Here is a 23643-nt window from a genome sequence, read left to right as displayed (position 1 = left end):
TAAAGTTAGTTTGTCTAGCATCTAAAATAAAAATTGACGTTTCACGTTGTTTGTTTCGTTCAGTTTTCAAAGAACTCATTGCCGCCGAAGCGACTTTATCAATATAACATTTCGTTACATTTTCGTCAACAACTTTTTTATCTTAAAAGTTGTTTTCGTTTGTTTTCTTTGTTGTCTTTCGTGACAACGAATATAAATATACCAGTTCATTTATTAAAATGCAATAGTTTTTTCAATAAAATTTTTAACCTAATCAAAAAGTATAAAAACAGTATCAATCCCCCTACATAAAGACACCTTTCTTCTATATAGTAAATGAATCATTTTAACTTCATTATATGACAAAAAGAAAAGCTTTGGAGAAATCTCCAAAGCTTAGATTAGTCTTACTTATGACGCATCGCTGGGAATAACAGCACGTCGCGAATAGATGGCGCATTTGTTAATAGCATAACAAGACGATCAATACCAATTCCAAGTCCACCTGTAGGAGGCATACCGTACTCAAGTGCTTCAATATAATCATCGTCCATCATATGCGCTTCATCATTACCTTGCTCACGCTCTTTTAATTGCGCTTCAAAACGTTCTTTTTGATCGATTGGATCATTTAATTCCGTAAATGCATTCGCATGCTCACGAGCAACAATGAATAACTCGAAACGATCTGTAAAGCGTGGATCTTCATCATTCTTTTTCGCAAGCGGAGAAATTTCCACTGGGTGTCCATAGATAAATGTAGGTTGAATTAACTTTTCTTCTACTTTTTGTTCGAAGAATTCATTGATAATATGACCAACTTCCATTGTATCTTTAATTTCCACACCATGTTCTTTCGCCAATGCACGTGCTTCTTCCACGCTCATCGGGCTCCAGAAATCTGCTCCAGAATATTGTTTAATTGCATCTACCATGTGGAGACGTGTCCATTCTGGCTCTAAATTAATTTCTTGCTCACCGTACTGGATTGTTGTTGTGCCTAGTACTTGTTTTGCGATATGAGCAATCATGTTTTCTGTTAGTTTCATAATATCTTTATAGTCAGCATATGCTTCATATAATTCGATCATTGTAAATTCAGGATTATGACGCGTTGACACACCTTCATTACGGAATACACGGCCGATTTCGTATACCTTCTCTAAACCACCTACAATAAGGCGTTTTAAGTGTAACTCAATTGCAATACGCATATATAATTCCATATCTAACGCATTATGATGCGTAATGAATGGACGAGCAGAAGCACCACCCGCAATCGCGTGCATCATTGGTGTTTCCACTTCAAGGTAGCCATTATCATCTAAGTATCTTCTCATTTCACGAATGATTTTACTACGAGTAACAAATGTTTCACGACTCTCCATGCTCGTAATTAAATCTAGGTAACGTTGACGGTAACGTTGTTCAACATCTTTCAATCCATGGTATTTATCTGGAAGTGGACGAAGAGCTTTCGTTAATAACGTAAATCCTGTTGCTTTCACTGAAAGCTCACCTACGTTCGTTTTGAAAACTTTCCCTTCAATTCCTACTAAATCACCTAAGTCAGCTGTATTAAATAATTCATATTGCTCATCTCCAACAGCATCTTTACGAACATAGATTTGAACTTGTCCGTGTAAATCTTGGATATGTGCAAAACCTGCTTTCCCTTTACCGCGCTTCGTCATAATACGGCCAGCAATAGAAACAGAGATTCCTTTCTCTTCTAATTCTTCTTTAGAGAACTCTCCATACAAGTTTAATAATTCTTCCGTTGAATTCGTACGTTCAAAACGTTTACCAAACGGATCGATCCCTTGTTCACGTAAGTCATGTAACTTCTCACGACGAACAAGCAATTGGTCATTTAATTCTTCGTGGTTCATGTTATCCATGGTATTGATATCACTCCAGCTCTATTAAATTTTACAATATATACAGTATATCATTTTCTACTCAACTAGAAAAACTGCCAGTAGCATACTGGCAGTTCTTCTTTCTTTCACGTAATTATAGGTAGTGAGAGAAGGAATGTCAAACGTTCTCTCTTTCCTCCTTTTAACCAACGTGAATTGTTTGTTGTTTTGCTTCTACTTCTTCTACAAATGCACCTAATAAAGAGGCAAGATCTTCACGAGTATCACAAGTATTAATTGCATTACGTACTCTCGCATTACCACGAACACCTTTTAAATACCAAGCTGCATGCTTTCTCATCTCTCTTACTGCAATATCTTCATTCTTTAAGTCAATAAGACGATCTAAGTGCAACATACATACATCTATTTTCTCACGCACTGTTGGTTCCGGCATTAATTCCCCTGTTTCTAAATACTTTACCGTACGATAAATCATCCATGGATCCCCAAGAGCTGCACGTCCAATCATAACGCCATCTACCCCTACTTCATCAAGCATACGTTTCGCATCTTGAGGAGTTTCTATGTCACCATTTCCAATAACAGGAATATTTACAGATTGTTTTACCTGTTTAATAATATCCCAATCCGCTTTCCCTTCATACATTTGAACACGTGTACGTCCATGAACCGCTACCGCTTGACCGCCTGCACGTTCCACAGCTCTAGCATTTTCAATTGCGAAAATGTGGTCTTCATCCCAGCCAATACGCATTTTAACTGTAACTGGTTTTTCAACAGCATCTACAACGGCCGCTACCATTTCATATACTTTATCTGGATCTAATAACCACTTTGCACCAGCATCACACTTCGTAATTTTCGGAACTGGGCAACCCATATTGATATCGATAATATCCGCCGTTGTGTTTTTATCTACATATTTCGCAGCACCAACAAGCGTTTCTTTCTCACCGCCAAAAATTTGTAAACTTAGCGGCTTCTCTCTCTCATCGATATATAACATATCTAATGTTTTTTGGTTATTAAATAAAATCGCCTTATCACTTACCATTTCAGCACATACTAAACCTGCACCAAATTCTTTTACTGTTAAACGGAATGCAGAGTTACACACTCCCGCCATCGGTGCTAGTACAACTGGATTCTTCATCTCAATGTTTGCAATCTTTAACACTCTAGTGTCTCCTTTCTTTACCCTCACTTTGGCATTAATTCATCTATTGAAATATTTAATGTCTTAGCAACTTCTACTACAAAATCTTGAGAAGGGGTTCTATTCCCTCTCTCTACTTCTCCTAAAACAGATACAGATACCCCTAATTCCTTTGCAAAACCTTCTTGCGTATAACCTTTCAACTTCCGAAAAGCACGAATGCGTCTTCCCCATTTTTCTGCTTCCATACCGTTACTCCCTCTCGCCTTTTCATTTCATCTACTTGCGAACGTGAAATGTTTTGTTTTATATCTTGATTGATCTCTAACAACGGAACGATAACAAAAGCTCTTTCGAACATCCGCGGATGCGGCACAATAAGATTCTCTGCTTCAATATTTTCTTGATTATAGAGCAAAATGTCAATGTCAATGGTTCGCGGGCCCCATCTGATTTCCCTTTTTCTTCCTAAATCTATCTCAACCTTTTGCGTTACTTTCAACAATTCTTGCGGCAGTAAATTGGTAGAAATTTTTATAACTAAATTTAAAAAACGATTTTGATCTGTATATCCCACTGGATCTGTTTCATATACAGAAGAGACATCCTCCACTTGAATATGAGGATTTTTATTTAACAGCTCAATCGCTTGCAATAAATAAACATAACGATCACCAATATTTGATCCTAACGCAACATATACTACATTTTTCATGGTCGGCCTCTCGTAATTTCTACCGCCACAGCACGATAGTGCCCTGGTATTGGTGGATCCGGTTTAACAACCTTTACTGTACATCGCAAAATACTTACGTACTGATTCAATATATTCGCCGCTATATTTTCCGCAATACTTTCTACAAGCTTATATGTTCGATCTTCTACCACTTGTCTACAAAGTTCAAAGAGCTCCCCGTAGTTTACCGAATGCTCTAAGTTATCACTTTCGCCCGCTTGTTTTAAATCCAGTTCCACTGTTAAATCCACTTTAAACCTTTGCCCCAATTTATTCTCTTCTGGAAATACGCCATGATAGCCATAAAACTCCATATCATGAATATAAATTTTATCCAATCATTTTACCCCCTTGCCAATCATTGCATCCATCATCTTTGCCATACGTGCCATTTCCTTCACATCATGAACACGAATCATTTCACAGCCTTTATCAATACCAAGACAAATCGATGCTCCCGTGCCTTCTACACGTTCCTCTACCGGCAAATCTAAAACATGACCGATAAACGATTTTCTCGAAGTTGCAAGAAGGACCGGATACCCTAACACATGTAATTTTTCTAGATTGCGCATGACTTCTAAATTTTGTTCTGGCGTCTTCGCGAAACCGATACCCGGATCTAAAACGATATTCTCATCAGGTACACCTGCACCTTTTGCAATTTTAACACTCTCATATAGATCCGCAATCATATCCGCAATAAGATTACGGTAATTTGTGTTATCACGATTATGCATTAAAATTATCGGCACATTATAATGTGCCGCAACTTCTGCAATTTTCGGTTCTGCCTTCGCTCCCCAGATATCATTAATAATATGAGCACCCGCTTCAATTGCTTGCTTGGCTACTTCAGCTTTATACGTATCAATAGAAATAGGCACTTTCACTTCTTTCGAAACCGCTTGAATCATCGGGATTACGCGCCCTAACTCTTCTTCCACCGAAACTTTCGCGAAACCAGGACGAGTTGATTCTCCACCGATATCAATAATATCAGCTCCATTACTCACCATTTCTCTCGCATGACTTACAGCTGCGTTCATCTCATCGTAGTTTCCACCATCTGAGAATGAATCTGGTGTAACATTTAAAATCCCCATGATTAATGTCTTTGTATTTAAATCCAATGTATATTCGCCGCAGCGCAAATCATAATTCCACTTCACACTACACATCTCCTCTTCGCAGTTCATTTCGGCTCCAAAGATTTTCTCTATGCATTTCATATACATACATTAGAGACTTTGTAACCTTTCCTTCTTTACCAGGGAAATTAAATTCTCCAATCTGATTAAGCGGGACAATTTCTTGAATAGAATTCGTTACAAACACCTCATCAGCGGAAAGTAACTCCTTTTGTGTAAAGAAACCTTCTTCCACATGTACATCTAATATTTCAGCAATCCTTATAATAAACGCACGAGTGATTCCATTTAAAATCCCAGTTTCAAGTGAAGGTGTATATAAGATACCCTCCTTTACAAAAAAGAGATTCGAAACAATCCCCTCCGCTACGTGGCCTGCTTCAGTAAAAAAAATCCCTTCTTTGTTCACAACATTTCCAATTTCACGTTTTCCTAAAATGTTATTTAAATAATGATGGGACTTTAAACGAAATGCTCCTTCCGGCGTATTTCGTATTTGCTTCAAAATAACGCCTTCCTTTTCCATCACTACACCAGGGACCGCCAAAGGCTTTATAAACACAATAACAGAGGGCTCTTCATAAACCTCTGTCTGTAAACCTATTTCATCTATACCAGCCGATACATTAAAGCGCACATACGCATGGTCTATCCTATTCCTTACAAGTAACTCCTGTAAAATGCACAGCACATCATCTTTCGTCATCGTCCATTTGATTTGCAACGTAGAAAGAGCATCCATTAAACGTTCATAGTGGTCATCTAATAAAAACGGATGACCATTATAAATACGAAACGTCTCAAAAACACCTAACCCATATAAATACCCATGATCATATGGAGAGATTTTCGCTTCATCCGCTTCCACATACGTGCCATTCACATAAATTAACATGATGATATACTCGGACTATAACTCCGAATAAAGTTCTGCAGCAATTCCTTCCCATGTGAAGTCATAATGGATTCTGGATGAAACTGCACTCCTTCAATTGGCAATGTTTTATGACGAAGCGCCATAATCTCTCCCTCTTCTGTCCAAGATGTCACTTCTAAACATTCTGGCAATGTTTCTTTTTTTACAATAAGAGAATGATAACGCGTTGCTGTAAATGGATTTGGAATGTCTGCAAAAATCATTTTTCCATCATGATACATAAGAGAAGTTTTTCCATGCATTAAACGATCCGCACGAACAACATCGCCTCCGAACACCTGTGCAATCGATTGATGACCTAGACACACACCAAAAATAGGAATCTTTCCTGCAAAATATTTAATGACATCCATACTTATACCAGCTTCATTCGGACTACAAGGACCTGGTGAAATCATAAGAAAGTCAGGTTTCATTTGTTCAATATCTGAAATTGTAATTTCATCATTGCGCTTGACGATAAGCTCTTGTCCAAGTTCTCCAAGAAATTGTACTAAATTAAATGTAAAAGAATCATAATTATCAATCATCAATATCATTTCTCTCACCTAACCGTTTCTTCGCTACTTTCTTTCGCACGCCACAGGGCGATTGCCTTTTTTAACGACTCTTTATATTCATTTTTCGGATTTGAGTCAATTACAATTCCCGCTCCAGCCTGCACATACGCTTGACCATCTTTTGCAAGAAGCGTCCGAATCACAATATTTAATTCCATATCTCCTGAGTAACCAATCCATCCAATTGAACCTGTATAAATCCCACGGCGAACAGGTTCTAATTCTTCTATAATTTCCATCGTACGTATTTTGGGTGCACCCGTAATCGTTCCACCTGGAAATACAGCTCGCACTAAATCGAAAGCATCCTTATCTCGTCCGACCTCACCACGAACGTTTGAAACGATATGCATAACATGCGAATATTTTTCGATAACCATAAATTCATCTACTTCTACAGTTCCATACTTACAAACTCGCCCTAAGTCATTACGCTCTAAATCCACAAGCATGACGTGCTCTGCACGTTCTTTTTCATTTCCAATTAATTCTTCCGCCAAACTCTCATCTTCTTGTTCATTTTTCCCACGAGAACGTGTACCAGCAATCGGACGAGTACTCACTTCATTCCCTTGCTTTTTAATTAACAATTCAGGTGAACCGCTAACAATTTGAAAATCTCCAAGCTCTAAATATCCCATATATGGTGATGGATTAATTTCACGAAGACTCGTATAAATCTCCAGTGGGTGTGTTTGTAATGTTTTCTCTTGTCTTGTAGACAAATTCACTTGAAACACATCTCCAGCCCCAATATATTCTTGAATACGCTGAACAGCTTTCATAAATCCTTCTTCTGTAAAAGCTACCGCTTCATTTCTATTTTCAGGAAATTCAAATGGCACTTTAACTTCAGGAACTTCCTTCATCCAAAGGCTCTTCCATTCATTTAAACGAATTTCCGCTTCCTCACGTTCATCTATATAATGCGTAATAATCCACAACACTTTTTCTTGTTGATCATACACAAACACGTCATCAAATAATAAAAAGAATATGTCAGGTATATCCACATCATCCTCCGCAAGGGAAGGAAGTTTTTCAATATAACGGATACAGTCATAACTAAAATATCCGATTGCACCACCTTGAAATGGCGGATAGTCTGGATTATGATTCGTTCTCCATCGTTCCATATACCTTTGCATTAAATCTAACGGATTGCCTTTCTCTATTGTTTCCTTACCGCTTTCACTTATATGTAACGTTTCACCTTTCCCCTGAATCACCGCTACCGGATCGAGCCCCGCAATACTATAACGACCCCCACGTCCACTTTCTAACAAAATATGTTGACTCTTATTCTGAGAAAGAAACTTATATTGCTTAAAAAAATCTAAATGATATGGAACAGAAAGCGCTAAAGATTTTCTTCGCTGCATACCAACACCCCGTCTTCTTTTATCCCACTCCCTTAGACTAATCACCCCAAATTACAGATGGTTAATATGAAATAATCGTCCCTGAGAGCTAGTGAAAATATTTTAACTTTACTACTACTTATTTTACATGAAGTTTTCTAGTCATTCACTATTTTCAAACGAAAAAAGAAAAAGCATTCCTTTTCAGGAATGCTTTTTCTGGCCATACTAATTATGATTCAAATTGATAAAGCGGTGTACTTAAATAACGTTCACCATTACTTGGAATAATTACAAGAACCTTTTTCCCTTTACCAAGTTTTTTCGCAACTTCTGTCGCGGCATAAATGACAGCACCTGAAGAAATACCAACTAAAATACCTTCTTCACGAGCCACTCTTCTCGCATATTCAAATGCCTGTTCTGTCTTCACTTGAATAATTTCATCATATACTTCTACATCCAATGTTTCAGGAACGAATCCAGCCCCAATACCTTGAATCTTATGCGGACCTGGTTTCCCACCAGATAACACTGGAGAATCTGCAGGTTCTACTGCATAAATTCTAATATCTTTATATATTTCTTTTAACACTTCACCAGCACCTGTAATTGTTCCACCAGTACCGATACCAGCGATAAATGCATCTAATTCATTACCCATTTGTTCAACAATTTCTGGCCCTGTCGTCAAACGGTGAATTTCTGGATTCGCCGGGTTTTGGAATTGTTGTGGTATAAAGTAACCATGCTCTTTCGCTAATTCAGTTGCCTTACGAATTGCGCCGCCCATTCCTTCTGGACCCGGAGTTAATACTAATTCAGCTCCATAAGCACGTAATAAGTTACGACGTTCAATACTCATTGTCTCCGGCATTACTAAAATTGCCTTATAGCCCTTTGCAGCCGCTACCATCGCTAAACCAATTCCTGTGTTACCACTCGTTGGTTCAATAATTGTATCGCCTTCTTGTAATAATCCCTTTTTTTCAGCAGCTTCGATCATAGATAATGCAATACGATCTTTTACGCTACTTCCAGGGTTCATGAATTCTAATTTTAAGTAAATGTCTGCACTGTCTTGCTCTACGATGCGGTTCAACTTAACGATCGGCGTTTTCCCGATTAATTCTGAAACTGATTGTGCCACTCGCATTCCTGTCACTCCTAACACCGAGTATTTTTATTGGTTTTATATGCATTTTAATTTTGACAGAATTTTTCTTACTTGTCAATTTATTTAGATGACTTACAATTGCTAGAAAACCTTTCTGTTTACAAGCTTTCAATCAAGTTTGTAATATCTTCTTTAGAGAAATTATATCGCTCATTACAGAAATGACAATGCACTTCCGTTTCATCTTCTTCCTCACGAACTTGTTCTAATTCTTTTTTACCGAGACTAATTAATACACTCTCAATACGCTCACGAGAACATGTACAATTAAATTGAACGTCCATTGTTTCTAATACCTTCACTTTTTCTTTTCCTAGTACTTCGTATAATAATTCCTCTGGCGAAAGTCCTTGTTCAATTAATTTTGAAACAGGTGGGATTTTTTGCAGACGCTCTTCAATAAAGGAGATTGTCTCTTCCTGTGCTCCTGGCATAATTTGCAGGATAAATCCACCTGCAGCAAGTATGCTATCATCCCCATTTACAAGGACACCAATACCAACAGAAGAAGGTGTTTGCTCAGAAACAGCAAAATAATACGTGAAATCTTCCCCTAATTCTCCCGAAACAATTGGAGATTGCCCGATAAACGGTTCACGCATACCGATATCTTTAATTACTGTTAGAAACCCTTCTGTACCTACTGCTTGATATACACGCAATTTCCCTTGCTCTGTTGCTTCAAAATCAACGTGGGGATTCGTTACATATCCACGTACATCTCCATTCGCATGAGCATCCACTAAGATTGGGCCAAGTGGGCCATTTCCTTCCACCTTAATCGTCAGCTTCTGATCACCTTTTAACATAGCCCCCATCATTGCACCAGCTGTTAACGAACGCCCAAGTGCCGCTGAAGCGGTTCTCCAGGTATCATGACGTCTTTGCGCCTCACTTACCATATTTGTTGTACGTACACTATACGCACGAACTTCTCCATCAAACGCTAACGCTTTTACTAAATAATCTTTCATACTTATTTATTCACCCTTCTCATGTTGTAAATTTGCATTACGTTCATATAGCATATGCAAGCCTTTTAATGTTAAAAACGGATCTACAACATCAATTACATTAGATTCTTCTGCAATTAATTTTGCTAATCCTCCAGTTGCAATAACTTTCGGTTCTTGTTTAGCTTCTTCTTTCATACGCTTCACAATACCTTCCACTTGTCCAACATACCCATAAAGAATGCCAGCTTGCATTGCACTTACTGTATTTTTCCCAACAATACTACTTGGTTTTGTAATTTCAATACGAGGAAGTTTAGCCGCTCTACTGTATAAAGCTTCTGCCGAAATCATAATACCTGGTGTAATTACCCCGCCCATATAATGCTTATTTTCGTTAATATAACAATATGTAGTAGCTGTTCCAAAATCGACAATAATAAGCGGGCTTCCGTATAATTGGATACCAGCTACAGCATTTACAATACGATCCGCTCCAACCTCACGCGGATTTTCATATTTAATATTTAAACCTGTTTTTATTCCTGGTCCCACTACAAGTGGTTTAATTTTGAAATATTTCTCACACATACGCTCTAAGGCAAACATAATTGGTGGTACAACCGAAGAAACAATAATTCCTTTCACATCTTGAAAAGAAAGGCCTTCATGTTCAAGTAACTGTTTCACTAACATACCATATTCATCTTCTGTTTTATGACGATCAGTCTCCATGCGCCAATGCTGACGAAGTTTCCCATCTTCAAATACACCAAGCACCGCATTTGTATTCCCTACATCCAATACAAAAATCATATTCTCACCACTTATCTTATTTAATCTATATTTGTGCAGTATGTACAAAACTGATAATGCCATCATATCATACATACCTATATAATCAGTTTTTCCATCTTCACCATTTTACAAAAAGATCGTTCACTATTTCAATTTTTAAAGCAAAGAAGCTTCAAATTTATATACAAGTACACAATTTTCTCAGCATAAAAAAAGGAGTGACTATTGTCACTCCTTCATTTCTTATTTATCTTCTGCGTTCTCGTCATCTTTTTTCATTGTGATATTCACTTTCACATCTTCAGAGGACTTTTTACGCTCAGGTAAAACTCCATAATCATATAAATGATTAATTTGCTCTGCATCTAACGTCTCCACTTCAAGTAACGTTTTTGCGATAATATCAAGCTTATCACGTTTTTCAGTAAGAATTTGTTTTGCACGAGCATAACATTCTTTCATAATCGTTTGCATTTCTACATCGATGTCATGTGCAATTGCATCACTGTAGTTTTGTTCTGAATGGAAATCTCTTCCTAAGAACACCTGACCACCTTGCGAGCTTCCAAACTGCATCGGTCCAAGCTTATCACTCATACCAAATTCCGTTACCATACGTCTTGCAATGCCAGTCGCACGTTGGAAGTCGTTATGAGCTCCTGTACTCACTTCACCAAATACAATTTCCTCAGCCACTCGACCACCAAGTAAACCAGTGATTTTATCAAGTAATTCTGGTTTTGTCATGAAGTAACGATCTTCTTTTGGAAGCATTACCGCATACCCACCAGCTTGACCGCGAGGAACAATTGTTACTTTATGAACGATATCCGCCTCATCAAGCACGACACCAATTACAGTATGGCCCGCTTCATGGAATGCGACAATATTACGTTCTTTTTCAGAAATAACACGACTTTTCTTCGCAGGACCTGCAATAACACGATCCGTCGCTTCATCGATATCAGACATGTCAATTTTCTTTTTATCTTGACGCGCAGCTACTAATGCAGCTTCGTTTAATAAGTTCTCAAGGTCTGCACCAGAGAATCCTGGTGTGCGAGTCGCAATTGCTCTTAAGTTAATATCATCATCAAGTGGTTTGTTACGAGCATGTACTTTTAGTACCGCTTCACGTCCATTTACATCTGGACGATCCACTGTGATTTGACGGTCAAAACGTCCTGGACGTAATAACGCTGGGTCAAGAATATCAGGACGGTTTGTTGCAGCGATGATAATAATACCTTCGTTTGCACCGAATCCATCCATTTCAACAAGAAGTTGGTTTAGCGTTTGTTCACGTTCATCGTGACCACCACCAAGACCTGCCCCACGTTGACGACCTACTGCATCAATCTCATCGATAAAGATGATACAAGGAGCATTTTTCTTCGCATTTTCAAACAAATCACGTACACGGGAAGCACCGACACCAACGAACATCTCTACGAAATCAGAACCACTAATAGAGAAGAAAGGAACGCCAGCTTCACCTGCAACAGCACGTGCAAGCAATGTTTTACCTGTACCTGGAGGTCCAACTAGCAGAACACCCTTAGGAATACGGGCACCAACTTCAGCAAACTTGCGAGGATCTTTTAAGAATTCTACTACCTCAACAAGTTCTTGTTTCTCTTCGTCTGCTCCAGCTACATCTCTGAAGCGCACTTTTTTCTTTTCATCATTGTATAACTTCGCCTTACTTTTCCCGAAATTCATAACACGGCTACCGCCGCCCTGAGCTTGGTTTAGTAAGAAGAAGAATAAGATGAAGATAATCACAAACGGAATGATAGAAGTAAAGAATGTCACCCAAGCACTCGTTTCCTCTGCTGGTTGATACTTCACTTCAGCACCTTGCGCTTTGTCATTAATTTTCTTTTGTAATTCTTCAGTATTTGGTGCATAAGTAACAAATTGTTCTTCCTGACTAGCATTGCTAAATTGTCCTTTTACCTCAAACACACCATTTTTTGGTTGAAGCTGCACATTACGCACTTCACCTTTTTCAAGTTTAGTAATGAATTTATCGTAGCTAACTGATGTTGTTTTTTGTGTTGAACCATTAAAATAGCTCACGATTCCAATCACTACTAAGAATATCAGTAAATAAAAGATGGTATTACGGAAGATACGATTCATTCCTAACCTCCTCTCACGGCATAAACACTATAGTAAATCGTAACATAGAAAAACTTTCCTATCCAATTTTAACGCCTGTATTTAATTAATTTGAGTAAACGCTTGGTTTCAATACTCCAACATAAGGAAGATTACGATATTGCTCCTTATAATCTAAGCCATATCCTACAACAAATTCATGAGGAACAGTAAATCCAACATAATCCGCTTTCAGATCGACTTTGCGACCAGTTGGCTTATCTAGTAGCGTAACAATCTTTACAGATTTCGCCTTACGATATTTGAATAGGTCCACTAAGTAACTTAATGTAAGGCCGCTATCAATAATATCTTCAACGATTAAAATATCGCGACCTTCTACAGAAGTATCAAGGTCTTTTAAAATTTTCACTTCACCTGTTGAAACTGTAGAATGACCGTAGCTAGAAACAGCCATAAAATCCATTTCAAGATATGTATCTGTTCTTTTCAATAAATCTGCCATAAATGGCATTGCACCCTTTAATACACCAATTGCAAGAGGTACTGTATTTTTGTAATCCTCTGCAATAATTGCACCTAGCTCATGCACCTTTTCTTGTATTTGTTCTTCGGAAATTAATACTTTTTCGATATCTTGATTCATCATTTCATTATCCTCCTGGAAGACTCCTTGCTTTTGTAGTGAATAATCATATATTTATCCTTATCTGCTGTTCCATGTGAAATAGCAACTGCAGATTGTTTCAACAACGGGACCCAAATAATGTTCCCACTTGCATCACAAACAATCGGCCACTCTTCTCTCTTTTCTTTTGGTACTTTTTCCTCAATAAAAATAGCTTTTATCTTTTTCGTACCACTCATACCTTTTATTGACATGCGATCTCCATTTTCTCTAGAGCGGATAAGAAGAGGATATGATATATCATTATACTTAGCAACAAATACTGTTTCATTCATGTTACTTGGTAATTCCTCATTTACTTCTGCTACAAGTTCATCACCGTTTGCTAAGGTAACAGCACCCGGTACTGATAAAACTTGTGAAAAAGGGAAAACAATTTCTTGCTTAAATCGGAAACTACATTCTTCATATGTACGAACAATTTTTAGGCCACCAGGAAAATCAAGTGAGCCTGAAGGGTGTGTCCGCTTAAAAAATGCAATAACTTTGTCAATATGTATAGAAGAAAGCGAAGACGGAATCTTGTATTCATAAAGATAGTTTAATATTAGTTGAATCCCTCTCCTTTGTAAAGGCATAGACATGGATTCAAAGGCAGGAATTGATAAGACGATGTGTTTATCACTTTTTTTTGTAATTACTTTATTCATCTTTTCAAAAGCTAATTCCTGCAAATACGCCTCATCCTCTTGCATAAGCATACTAAAATTTTGAAATCGCTCATGCACATGCGGATTTTCCTCTTTTAAATAAGGTAGAACATACTTACGTAATCGATTCCTCGTATATACTTCCTTTTCGTTACTCGGATCCATACGTGGTGTAACCCCTAACCTTTTACAATAAGCATTAATCTCTTCCTTTGTTACCGCTAACAAAGGCCTAATTACATATCCACTATGGAAAGGGCGTTTCACAGCAATTCCAGCATAACCCTTCGGAGTACTCCCGCGGACGAGACGCATTAAAATCGTCTCCATCTGATCATCTCCATGATGCCCAAGAGCTACATATCGCGCATCATATTTCTTCATTATTCTTTCCAAAAATGCATATCGGCATTCCCTAGCAGCCACCTGTGCATTCATTCCATATTGCTGTTGATATTGCGATACATTAATTCTTATCGTTTCGCAAATAACCCCAATCTTCCGACAAAGATTTTCTACAAATTGTAAGTCTTCATAGGATTCATCTCCTCTAAACATGTGATCCACATGCGCGACTACAATCTTCAATTTCTTCTCTTCCCTTTTCTCTAATAAATAATATAAAAGAGCTAAAGAATCAGGGCCTCCAGAAACTCCTACAACAATTGTCGAATGTTCCTCTAATACATCATGCTGCTTTGCAAACTCATCTACTTTTTCAACAAATGTATCTTTCAACTCCGCAATCACCTTTCGTTAAAACCAAACAATAACATACTTTTTACCTTACCTATAATGGTACAACTTTTACAAACTTTGTGCAAAAAAAAGATGTACAAAATTCACATTTTTATCTTACATCCCTTCCCTATCTTCATAGAAATAATACAGCTACTTTCTCCTATAAAAAAAGGCCTAGGTGTCAACCTAGACCTCATAACCAAACTGAAGAAATTTCCGCTCCCCTATTGCGCTTGTTTACCCATAATTGGAATCGTAGCCCACTTTGGCATATTCTTCTTTACCTTCGCAACGACAATCGTCATATCATCATTGATATATCCATCACTAGATCGAATGACCTCTTCCATAATAATATCAGCAATTTCTTGTGGATCATCGGTTTGTAGTTCTTTAATTTTACGTTTCATCCACAATTCATGGTTTTCCACATGCTGCGCCCCTTCAAAAATCCCATCACTCATCATAATTAGAATGTCCTCTGTTTTTAATTGTTCACCAACAACATCCACCTCAACATCCTCAATGATTCCCATTGGCAAGTTGCTTGCTTCTATTTGTAAAACGTTATTTCCACGTTTTACAAAACTTGGGGTTGAACCAATTTTTAAAAACTTAGCGCTTGCATCACGTAAATCTACCATAGCTAAATCAAGCGTCGTAAACATTTCTTCTGTCGTCCTCAATGAAAGAATTGAATTAATAGACTTAATAGCAATTTCTTCATCAATACCGGATTGCAATATTTTTTGTAACAATTTTACCGTTTCCTTACTTTCCATATGTGCCCTTTGTCCATTGCCCATTCCGTCACTAATGGCAAGAGCATATTTCCCAACACTTAAATCCATCATCGCATACGAATCTCCTGATACAAATCCGCCTCCTTTTGCCGCTGTAGCAAGCCCTGTATCAAGAGAAAATGTTTTCGCTGATCCAAAAGATATCATGCTATGACCATTTGGATAAGCAGAAGGTTCTTCATGTTTAACAATAATATTTTCTTTTAAAACATCCGAAAGCATCGGCGCAACTAATTTGTCACATTCCCCATGTTGATTAGATGCTGCCGGAATCATCATTTCAATATCAATATTCCCTCTATCTAAACAATAGATATCAACATGTTCCACCTCGACACCAAAGTCACGAAACGCTTGTAAAATTTGTTCTTCCTGTACCTGATGATTTTCCCGTTCGCGCTGAATTTCTTTCGCAAAATCTTCCATTACTTTTGAAACACCTAATAATTGTTCTGCAACAATTCTACGATTCTCTTTCATTTGTTTTCGTAACTTTTGCCCCTCATAGAAATGACTTAATTCTCCTGCCATTAAATCTGTTACCTTTTTTCCTCTTACGCAGTGCTTTTCCCATTCACGAACCAACTTACGGTTATGCTGAAGCGTTCCTTCTTCTGTTTCATTCATAATTTGTTTCATATAATCATATGTTTTATCAAAATTCACTACCCAGCATTGATCCTTTTTAAAACATGATTGACACGTCTTTGCCGTAATTGTACTTAAAAATAAATCAGCTTCTGTTTCCTCATCCTCTTCCTCCACATATCCATATACCGAAAAGCTATTAGATAATGCAGAGAATACATTTGCAAATTGATTAATTTTATTCGCTGTCACATCACGCATTCTTCGTAAATATTGTTGTTGATCCTGAGAATGTTCTTGTGTTCCTGGCATAAATTTAGCAAGCCGATCGATAATTGCCTGTGGTGTTAGTAAAAAGAATCCTATCGCCACTCCAGATTCTATTAAAGTTGTTATAATATTTACTTGTTTGTCGACGTATAATGTGATTAGACTTGTACCAATTAGCAACCCTAAACTAACGCCCAAACGCTTCCCTTCTTTTAATAATCCACCAAGTAACCCCGAAAAAGCCAATAGACTAAGTTGAGATAAGCTACCTACATTCGCTAAACTCAATATCAATCCTGTAACAACCCCTACTGTTGAACCAGTAGCTGCCCCTGCAACAAAAGCAAATAATAACACTAAATATCTCGTGAAAATATGTTGAACTGAAGCGTCGTAAATAAACCAATCTGTTGTACCCGTTAACACAGATGCAAGTAGTATAATTAAACAAACAATTTCTTCCGTTTCTAACGCTTGTTGCTTTCCCTTTCTTTCTGTCAATAACGGTACACTTTGTAGAAAAATCATTGTTAAAACAAAACTAAGCCCTGCTTCAATAGTACTTACAAGTAAATCATACACAGTGACGGTTTGCTGCGCGAAGTAAACAACAGCGAGATGTGCGGTTAATGCGGAGATAAATACTTGAAATGGTACAAGTCCAACAATTTTACGTGTAAATCGACTAAAGAAGATATTGTAAATGAAGAAAGTAAAAATAGATGCAAAGGCAAAAAGTAAATTATCTAGTGAAACGGAAAGCGCACCACCCATAAGAGCAAGAAATGCGAGTGCCATCTTATCACGCTTCATTACATAAACAGCAGCAAAAAACGGTAGTGCAAACGGTAAAATGTTCGTTAATATATATGCTCTTCCTAAAAGAAAACCGATTACAGCAATAACGAATCCCCATCTAAAGAAAACTTGCTCCAACTTCACTTTCAACTTGCTTGTCCATGTTATTGATCTGAGTTGTCCATCATTCATAGCCAGTGTACTTGTGTTCACAGTATTCCTTCCTGCTTTTGGCATATTTTTAACACCACCTGCATAGTTTAATTACTGTCATTATAAAAGATGATTATTGGGATTTTTGTCAAAACAACAGTTCACACTTACATAATCGTTCGACTTTTTATTCGAAATAAACCTATATATATACAAGTTGTTAAAAATAAGCACCTTAAAAGAACGGAAAATTCAAAAAATATAGGGTGTTTTTGTAGAAGCTTTGCACTTATTTATAATTTCTTAATAAAAAAAGATCATGCTATCTGCATGATCTTTTCTAGATGACCCGTACGGGATTCGAACCCGTGTTACCGCCGTGAAAGGGCGGTGTCTTAACCACTTGACCAACGGGCCGTTAAAATAAATATAGCGGCGGAGGGGATCGAACCCCCGACCTCACGGGTATGAACCGTACGCTCTAGCCAGCTGAGCTACACCGCCATGTCGTCTTATTTAACGGACAATTAGTATCTTATATCAAATTCACTTTAAAGTCAACATGTTTCAAAAAGTTTTTTATTCTTTTTTTAATATACTCATTTACATAAAAAAGCACCCCGAGTGACTTACTCCGGGCACCTCTCTATATGTTAAGAATAAAACGTTCGTTTTATCCGCGACGAGCGCCACGGCCACCACGTTTAGATTCTGTATTACGCTTTAAAGAAGTTAGACGATCTTCACTGTCTTTTAAAAAGCGTGCCATCTTTTGCTCAAACGTTTCCTTTTGATTGCCACCATTATCACGGCCACCACGGTTATCTCTGTTAAAAGAACGATTGCGTTGTGGACGCCCAGAACGTTGTTGATCACCACCACGTTGATCACCACCACGTTGATATTCACTGCGTGGACGATCTCCTTCTGGTTTTACACGTTCTTTCGCTTTTTTAATAGATAGACCGATTTTTCCATCTTTTTCAACATTAATAACTTTTACTTCTACTTGGTCGCCTACTTTTAAGTGATCATTAATATCCTTCACATAATTATCAGCAACTTCACTAATATGAACAAGACCCGTTAAGCCTTCTGGCAGCTCCACAAAAGCCCCAAAATTTGTAATACCTGTTACTTTACCTTGTAACTTGCTGCCTACCTCGATTGACATAAAAAAAATGCTCCTCCTTAGTGGTTAAAAAGTCAAATTTTACTTTATTATATATAATCCTAAAATATAGTGTCAATAAGACACGACCTACTTAGAAACAGGAAAAATTATCTCCCCTTTTCCAGAGAAGAAATAATCCCTCCTAGCAATCTTTAAAACATACTCTTCATCATTCAACTTTTGAACATCATCTTGTAATTTTTTTTCTTTCTTTGTTAATGAATCCAATTCTTTTTTCATCTCTTCAACCTTTACTTCTTTTGCTTTAATGGAACTATTTTGTTGATAAAACGTTACACTAATGCTCGCAATAATTGTAAAAGCAAAGACAAGAAAAACTGCTAAACGGCGATATAATCGCCTCCTGTTTTCATTTGTTTGTATTATATGTTCTCTTATAGAATTTGGATTCTGCTCTTCAATCAATCTTTGCCTCAGTTCCCTCATTTCCGAGGTCCCCCTAACTTCTTTTTATACGCTCCCAAATTTGAAAGATATATTTCTTCAATTTCCTTGTATGTTGCAGTAATTCCACATATCTCTTTATAAAAAGTTTAACACGGTTAGGGAGAAGTTTCCATATGAGCAAAGTAAGAAATCGAACAGGCCAGAAAAAAACTTTCCATACAAAAAGTAATGTCCATACGGTACACTTCCACAACACATGCCCAATTGAAAATAGTATACGAAATAAAAATAAAATAAAAGCAATAATAAGCTGCGCTATAATAATAACAGGTTTTATCATAAGTAGCTGTACAATTTGGATAAAAAATTGTATCGTTTGTACAAAAATATAAATGAGAAAATTCAATACTCGCATATACACTGCTTTCAATAAGCTTTGATATGCAGCAAAACCACAAAACAAAGCTACAAAAACATATATACGTAATTCAGCTTCATTTACAAGCAGCAATACGTAAAAGACAAACAGTGCTTGGACAATCCAAAACAGTATATCATATATAAATACAATCCAACGCTTACGCCGCGGTCGCTGTAAAAAGCGTTGGTATGTATCTAACGCCGCTCCAATCCAAGCACCCATTCCAATCATAGAAAGCATTGTATACAGTTGAATCGTTAAACTCATTTAAACAACTTACTAAAGAATCCTTTAGCTTTCTCCCCTTGATTTTCATCAATGTACAACATCTCATGGATTTTCCCTTTAATGGATACAATACCTTTTTCTACATCTAAATTTTTCATCTGTAAGTTTTGACCGCGAATTGTTAAAAAACCCATTACAGTTTCTAATAAAAACTCTTCACTATCAAAACTCTCTACTTGCTTTACGCCAGTAATATCTATTACACGTCTACCACGCATAATAATATCATGCTCTACAGAAACATTCTGTTGATTAGAAGACGCAACTGAGTAGCCCTTATTCACGTCAATCCCCCCATAGCTTTATACTATCTAGTAAATAATGTATGAGGAGAGAAAATAATTTAGAACAAGCCTTCTTCTGCTTTCACTTTCTCTTCACGAACTACCGTATACATGTTAGCTGCATCTTCTTTTTTCGTTGTTTCTTTTAATTCATTTACTTTTACAGTTACTACCTTTTGTCCAAAACGAATTGTTAGTTCATCTTCTACTTTCACAACAGAGCTCGCCTTTGCAGCTTGCCCATTAATCGCAATTCTTCCTTGATCAGCTACTTCCTTTGCTAATGTTCTCCTTTTAATTAGACGCGATACTTTCAAAAATTTATCTAAGCGCATCTCATTTCCCCCCTATTGATTCTCTATCTGCTTCGCTTCTTCCCATAAAGCATCCATTTGCTCTAACGTTAACTCCTGCATTTCCTTATTCATTTCAGCTACTTTGGCTTCCATGTATATAAATCGGCGCATAAATTTCTCATTTGTGGTACGAAGTGCCTCTTCTGGATCCAATTTATAGTAGCGAGCAATATTAACAAAGGCGAATAGTAAATCCCCAAATTCACCTAACATTTTTTCTTTATCCATCTTTGCAACTTCCTGCTCAAACTCTTTCAATTCTTCAAAAGCTTTATCCATCATTGGCTGTACATCATCCCAATCAAAACCAACTTTTCCTGCTTTTTTCTGAATTTCATACGCACGCATTAATTGTGGTAAACTTTTTGGAATTCCCGTTAAAACAGACTCCCTTACATGCCCTTTTTCTTGTTTTTTAATTTCTTCCCAGTTTAAAACAACTTCTTCCGCGCTCTCTACATCTATATCTCCGAACACATGTGGATGACGACGTACCATTTTTTCAGATAGCGTTCGGATGATATCATCAACTGAGAACCAGCCCTCATCTTCTCCAATTTGAGCATGAAGCATAACTTGTAACAACACATCACCAAGTTCTTCAATCAAGTGGTCATCATCTTCTTCATCAATTGCCTCTAACACTTCATATGCCTCTTCAATTAAATATTTCTTTAAAGACTGATGTGTTTGCTTTTTATCCCATGGACAGCCATTTGGTCCACGAAGCTCAGCAATAATTTCTCGGAGCACATCAAATTGTTGATATAAAGAAGCTCGCTCAGTAACAGGCGGTACATATACGCTCGTTAAATTGTTCAACTCTGTTTCATGATCCAACATATAGAGCGGTACTTTTTTCACTTGCTCAAAAGATGTTCCTGCGGCTGTTACAATATATACTTCATACTCATCAGGCAACATTTCCATTAATGTCAACTTAACCTCAGATGCAACAAACGCATCATATACTTGGCAAAAAATTAAGTGTTGACGTAATTCTAATTGACCTCTTTCAAATGAAGTTGCATCAATAAGTTGGAATCCTTCAATTGGATCTATTTTTAAACTAGCAAACATCGGATCCAAAAAGCTTTGTCCACCTTCAATTCGCACCTCAATCTGCTTCGTTTCCCCTTTTTGCAAGAGTAATTGAACAGTTCGTTCCGCAACAAGCGGATGACCTGGTACAGCATATATAATATCCGCACCTTGCGCTTGTTCTATTAACGTATTCGCAATTGTTTCATACACGATTTCAAATGTATCGTGCGACTCATATACATCATCAAAAGCCGTGTACTTTACACCTTCCTTTTCTAACTCTTCAATAACAGGATGCTCTTTCGTACGCACATACATATGATCTGCTTCTTTTATTTTTCGGTATACACCCATTGTCAGCTGATCTAATTCACCAGCACCTAATCCTAAAATCGTGATTACTCTACTCACAACCATTCACCTCTATCCACTCTTCTTCAATGAAGCTTGTACCTTCTCTTGCTTCATAACAGTCCCTAATTCTTTTTTTGTAAAAACACTTAACTTCGTAATTAAAAACAGATATACCAATCCGCCAATCGCTACGCCTAGCAACGCTTCAATTACAGCTAATCCTCTATACCCTTCATCACTTGCTAGTCCCAACCCTTCATAAATACGCATAAATAACATTAATATAACGACCATTCCTAATCCGCTGATCGTTACTCCAAATATGCCTTGTTTATGAATGAGTGGTTCTTCTACAATTCGAATAAGGAAAGCACTATTTAACAAAGCGATAACCATGAGCGAAATTAACGTTGCGACTGCCGCCCCAGTTACACCAAATTGCGGCATTAACATATAATTGAGCAATAATTTTAGACACCCTCCAAATATAACAAACAATGCCGGCTTTACAGTTTGACCAAGCCCTTGCAGAATAGAAGCCGTTGTAATGGATAAGGAACTAAATAAAATAGAAACAGCTAAAATAGCTAATACACCTGAGCCCTCACTATTTTCAAACAACATAATATTTGTCGGCTTAATGATACACGCTAATCCTAATGCTGCCGCAACTCCAATCACAAAAGTTATCTTCATCGCTAACTGCACCTTTTGTTGAATAAACAGACGATCTCCTCGTTCTTTTGCTGAAGTAATAATTGGAATAAGCGAAAGTGAAAATGAAGTCGTCACAACTGTACCAAGCTGCATAAGCGGGATACTTCTGTCATAAACACCCTTTAATACTTTTGCAATTTCCGCCGGTTCTCCTGCCTGAATAAGCAATGTATAAAACGAAACTGAATCTGCCATTTGTATAAAAATTAACACTAAATTACTAACACAAATAGCCATTCCTTGCCAAAAAAGGATTCGAATGATTTTCTTTTTATTGTGTACCCTCTTCCATCCTTGTAAGAAAATAGAGCGAAAATTATGCCGCATATAAAATAAAAGTACGAGTATACCAATAAACCCGCCTGCAATCGACCCCAACATCGCTCCTGCTCCAACTGTATATAAATCAAATTCATGTGCAATGAGGAACAACGATAAGAACACAATAATTGACACACGAACCGTTTGTTCAATCACTTGCGATATAGCTGTCGGTATCATATTGTTAAACCCTTGAAAGTGCCCTCGTGCAACAGATAAAAAGGGCATTAACAAGAATGAAAATGAAATAACTCTTAGCAGTTTATCTAAATTTGCATCGCCCATGACTGATGCAATCGTGTGAGCTCCTAAAAACAACGTAAAGAAACCTATACAACCGATTCCTAATAAAAACCAAAAAGAAACACAAATAATTCCCTCTGCCTCTTCCTGTTTTCCTTGTTCTAAACGCTCTGCTACCATCTTAGAAATAATGATGGGAAAACCATAAGTAGCTAAAATTAAACAAAATCCATAAAACGGATAAATTTGTTGATAAATATAAAAACCAACATCCCCCGCTATATTTTGATATGGAATACGGTAAAAAGCGCTTAATACTTTCGTAACAAAACTTGCAACCGTTAATATAATAGCCCCGCGCCAAAAAGCTTGATACTTCTTCGCTTCCATACGAGAAAACTCCTTTTCCTATTCTCATCCCTCGTATTATATCACAAAGAAAAAACAGGATTCCTTTTAGATTTATACAATAAAAAAGGTAGCAAGACGCTACCTTTAAATGAAATACAATCCTACTTTCCGAA

Annotated in this window: 22 protein-coding genes, 2 tRNA genes and 1 pseudogene; all 25 read right to left on the bottom strand. The window is 37.2% G+C overall.

Annotated features, from left to right (window positions below):
* Window positions 1-386: 386 nt before the first annotated feature.
* Window positions 387-1880, bottom strand: a complete 1494-nt coding sequence (lysS, locus tag JDS96_RS22435) for a lysine--tRNA ligase (protein WP_199668060.1) — start codon at window positions 1878-1880, stop codon at window positions 387-389.
* Window positions 1881-2043: 163 nt separating this feature from the next.
* Window positions 2044-3042, bottom strand: coding sequence for a tRNA dihydrouridine synthase DusB (gene dusB, locus JDS96_RS22430; protein WP_199668059.1), 999 nt, complete (start codon window positions 3040-3042; stop codon window positions 2044-2046).
* A gap of 23 nt (window positions 3043-3065) precedes the next feature.
* The gene (locus JDS96_RS22425) at window positions 3066-3269 is read right to left on the bottom strand and encodes a helix-turn-helix domain-containing protein (protein ID WP_000387032.1); all 204 of its coding nucleotides are present in this window, start codon (window positions 3267-3269) and stop codon (window positions 3066-3068) included.
* Entirely contained in the window at window positions 3221-3736 is a 516-nt protein-coding gene (gene folK, locus JDS96_RS22420; RefSeq protein WP_018767315.1) for a 2-amino-4-hydroxy-6-hydroxymethyldihydropteridine diphosphokinase, read from the bottom strand. The genes JDS96_RS22425 and folK overlap by 49 nt, the downstream gene beginning before the upstream one ends.
* Complete coding sequence (folB, locus tag JDS96_RS22415; RefSeq protein ID WP_003194288.1) at window positions 3733-4095, bottom strand: dihydroneopterin aldolase; 363 nt, start codon at window positions 4093-4095, stop codon at window positions 3733-3735. Before folB ends, folK begins: the two co-directional genes overlap by 4 nt.
* Complete coding sequence (folP, locus tag JDS96_RS22410; protein WP_098806424.1) at window positions 4096-4956, bottom strand: dihydropteroate synthase; 861 nt, start codon at window positions 4954-4956, stop codon at window positions 4096-4098.
* Entirely contained in the window at window positions 4931-5803 is an 873-nt protein-coding gene (pabC, locus tag JDS96_RS22405) for an aminodeoxychorismate lyase (protein WP_018783073.1), read from the bottom strand. The genes folP and pabC overlap by 26 nt, the downstream gene beginning before the upstream one ends.
* Window positions 5797-6384 (bottom strand): aminodeoxychorismate/anthranilate synthase component II, encoded by a 588-nt coding sequence (pabA, locus tag JDS96_RS22400; RefSeq protein WP_199668058.1) that lies wholly within the window; start codon window positions 6382-6384, stop codon window positions 5797-5799. Before pabA ends, pabC begins: the two co-directional genes overlap by 7 nt.
* A 5-nt stretch (window positions 6385-6389) precedes the next feature.
* Window positions 6390-7787 (bottom strand): anthranilate synthase component I, encoded by a 1398-nt coding sequence (gene trpE, locus JDS96_RS22395; RefSeq protein ID WP_199668057.1) that lies wholly within the window; start codon window positions 7785-7787, stop codon window positions 6390-6392.
* Window positions 7788-7998: 211 nt separating this feature from the next.
* Complete coding sequence (gene cysK, locus JDS96_RS22390; RefSeq protein WP_018767319.1) at window positions 7999-8922, bottom strand: cysteine synthase A; 924 nt, start codon at window positions 8920-8922, stop codon at window positions 7999-8001.
* Between the two features lie 119 nt (window positions 8923-9041).
* On the bottom strand, window positions 9042-9917 hold the full coding sequence (hslO, locus tag JDS96_RS22385; protein ID WP_003194276.1) for a redox-regulated molecular chaperone HslO: 876 nt from the start codon (window positions 9915-9917) through the stop codon (window positions 9042-9044).
* A gap of 6 nt (window positions 9918-9923) precedes the next feature.
* Window positions 9924-10712 carry a type III pantothenate kinase gene (locus JDS96_RS22380; RefSeq protein ID WP_003194273.1) on the bottom strand — a complete coding sequence of 263 codons (789 nt, stop codon included), beginning with the start codon at window positions 10710-10712 and terminating at the stop codon, window positions 9924-9926.
* A gap of 225 nt (window positions 10713-10937) precedes the next feature.
* Entirely contained in the window at window positions 10938-12839 is a 1902-nt protein-coding gene (gene ftsH / locus JDS96_RS22375; protein ID WP_018767320.1) for an ATP-dependent zinc metalloprotease FtsH, read from the bottom strand.
* An 85-nt stretch (window positions 12840-12924) separates the two neighbouring features.
* The gene (gene hpt, locus JDS96_RS22370) at window positions 12925-13467 is read right to left on the bottom strand and encodes a hypoxanthine phosphoribosyltransferase (RefSeq protein ID WP_000981837.1); all 543 of its coding nucleotides are present in this window, start codon (window positions 13465-13467) and stop codon (window positions 12925-12927) included.
* Entirely contained in the window at window positions 13464-14894 is a 1431-nt protein-coding gene (gene tilS, locus JDS96_RS22365; RefSeq protein ID WP_018767321.1) for a tRNA lysidine(34) synthetase TilS, read from the bottom strand. Before tilS ends, hpt begins: the two co-directional genes overlap by 4 nt.
* A gap of 227 nt (window positions 14895-15121) precedes the next feature.
* Window positions 15122-17593 (bottom strand): stage II sporulation protein E, encoded by a 2472-nt coding sequence (gene spoIIE / locus JDS96_RS22360; RefSeq protein WP_199668056.1) that lies wholly within the window; start codon window positions 17591-17593, stop codon window positions 15122-15124.
* Window positions 17594-17854: 261 nt separating this feature from the next.
* Window positions 17855-17926 (bottom strand) — tRNA-Glu (locus JDS96_RS22355).
* Window positions 17927-17939: 13 nt separating this feature from the next.
* Window positions 17940-18013 (bottom strand) — tRNA-Met (locus tag JDS96_RS22350).
* Between the two features lie 169 nt (window positions 18014-18182).
* Window positions 18183-18683: a S1 domain-containing RNA-binding protein gene (locus JDS96_RS22345; protein ID WP_003194257.1), complete on the bottom strand. Its 501-nt coding sequence runs from the start codon at window positions 18681-18683 to the stop codon at window positions 18183-18185.
* Window positions 18684-18770: 87 nt separating this feature from the next.
* On the bottom strand, window positions 18771-19130 hold the full coding sequence (gene divIC, locus JDS96_RS22340; protein WP_199668055.1) for a cell division protein DivIC: 360 nt from the start codon (window positions 19128-19130) through the stop codon (window positions 18771-18773).
* Window positions 19127-19779: pseudogene (gene yabQ / locus JDS96_RS22335) on the bottom strand (spore cortex biosynthesis protein YabQ). Before yabQ ends, divIC begins: the two are co-directional and overlap by 4 nt.
* Window positions 19776-20084, bottom strand: coding sequence for a sporulation protein YabP (yabP, locus tag JDS96_RS22330; protein ID WP_003194251.1), 309 nt, complete (start codon window positions 20082-20084; stop codon window positions 19776-19778). The pseudogene yabQ and the gene yabP overlap by 4 nt, the downstream one beginning before the upstream one ends.
* A gap of 59 nt (window positions 20085-20143) precedes the next feature.
* Window positions 20144-20419 (bottom strand): RNA-binding S4 domain-containing protein, encoded by a 276-nt coding sequence (locus JDS96_RS22325; protein WP_003194249.1) that lies wholly within the window; start codon window positions 20417-20419, stop codon window positions 20144-20146.
* 12 nt (window positions 20420-20431) lie between these two features.
* A complete protein-coding gene (gene yabN / locus JDS96_RS22320; RefSeq protein WP_199668054.1) occupies window positions 20432-21895 on the bottom strand; it encodes a bifunctional methyltransferase/pyrophosphohydrolase YabN in 1464 nt (487 codons plus the stop codon).
* Between the two features lie 12 nt (window positions 21896-21907).
* Window positions 21908-23509, bottom strand: a complete 1602-nt coding sequence (locus tag JDS96_RS22315; protein WP_003194245.1) for a putative polysaccharide biosynthesis protein — start codon at window positions 23507-23509, stop codon at window positions 21908-21910.
* Window positions 23510-23643: the final 134 nt, after the last annotated feature.

The sequence above is a fragment of the Bacillus cereus group sp. N21 genome, from assembly GCF_016483395.1.
Taxonomy (GTDB): domain Bacteria; phylum Bacillota; class Bacilli; order Bacillales; family Bacillaceae_G; genus Bacillus_A; species Bacillus_A pseudomycoides.
The sequence above is the reverse complement of the archived record's forward strand: the minus strand, read 5'-3'. Positions and strand labels throughout refer to the sequence as shown.

Coding starts and splice junctions, on each gene's coding strand:
- spoIIE (WP_199668056.1), bottom strand. CDS start 17,593: ATGCCAAAAGCAGGAAGGAATACTGTGAACACAAGTACACTGGCTATG.
- folK (WP_018767315.1), bottom strand. CDS start 3,736: ATGAAAAATGTAGTATATGTTGCGTTAGGATCAAATATTGGTGATCGT.
- pabA (WP_199668058.1), bottom strand. CDS start 6,384: ATGATATTGATGATTGATAATTATGATTCTTTTACATTTAATTTAGTA.
- pabC (WP_018783073.1), bottom strand. CDS start 5,803: ATGTTAATTTATGTGAATGGCACGTATGTGGAAGCGGATGAAGCGAAA.
- hpt (WP_000981837.1), bottom strand. CDS start 13,467: ATGATGAATCAAGATATCGAAAAAGTATTAATTTCCGAAGAACAAATA.
- JDS96_RS22325 (WP_003194249.1), bottom strand. CDS start 20,419: ATGCGCTTAGATAAATTTTTGAAAGTATCGCGTCTAATTAAAAGGAGA.
- trpE (WP_199668057.1), bottom strand. CDS start 7,787: ATGCAGCGAAGAAAATCTTTAGCGCTTTCTGTTCCATATCATTTAGAT.
- JDS96_RS22425 (WP_000387032.1), bottom strand. CDS start 3,269: ATGGAAGCAGAAAAATGGGGAAGACGCATTCGTGCTTTTCGGAAGTTG.
- JDS96_RS22315 (WP_003194245.1), bottom strand. CDS start 23,509: ATGGAAGCGAAGAAGTATCAAGCTTTTTGGCGCGGGGCTATTATATTA.
- JDS96_RS22345 (WP_003194257.1), bottom strand. CDS start 18,683: ATGTCAATCGAGGTAGGCAGCAAGTTACAAGGTAAAGTAACAGGTATT.
- divIC (WP_199668055.1), bottom strand. CDS start 19,130: ATGAGGGAACTGAGGCAAAGATTGATTGAAGAGCAGAATCCAAATTCT.
- ftsH (WP_018767320.1), bottom strand. CDS start 12,839: ATGAATCGTATCTTCCGTAATACCATCTTTTATTTACTGATATTCTTA.
- JDS96_RS22380 (WP_003194273.1), bottom strand. CDS start 10,712: ATGATTTTTGTATTGGATGTAGGGAATACAAATGCGGTGCTTGGTGTA.
- hslO (WP_003194276.1), bottom strand. CDS start 9,917: ATGAAAGATTATTTAGTAAAAGCGTTAGCGTTTGATGGAGAAGTTCGT.
- cysK (WP_018767319.1), bottom strand. CDS start 8,922: ATGCGAGTGGCACAATCAGTTTCAGAATTAATCGGGAAAACGCCGATC.
- folP (WP_098806424.1), bottom strand. CDS start 4,956: ATGAACTGCGAAGAGGAGATGTGTAGTGTGAAGTGGAATTATGATTTG.
- lysS (WP_199668060.1), bottom strand. CDS start 1,880: ATGGATAACATGAACCACGAAGAATTAAATGACCAATTGCTTGTTCGT.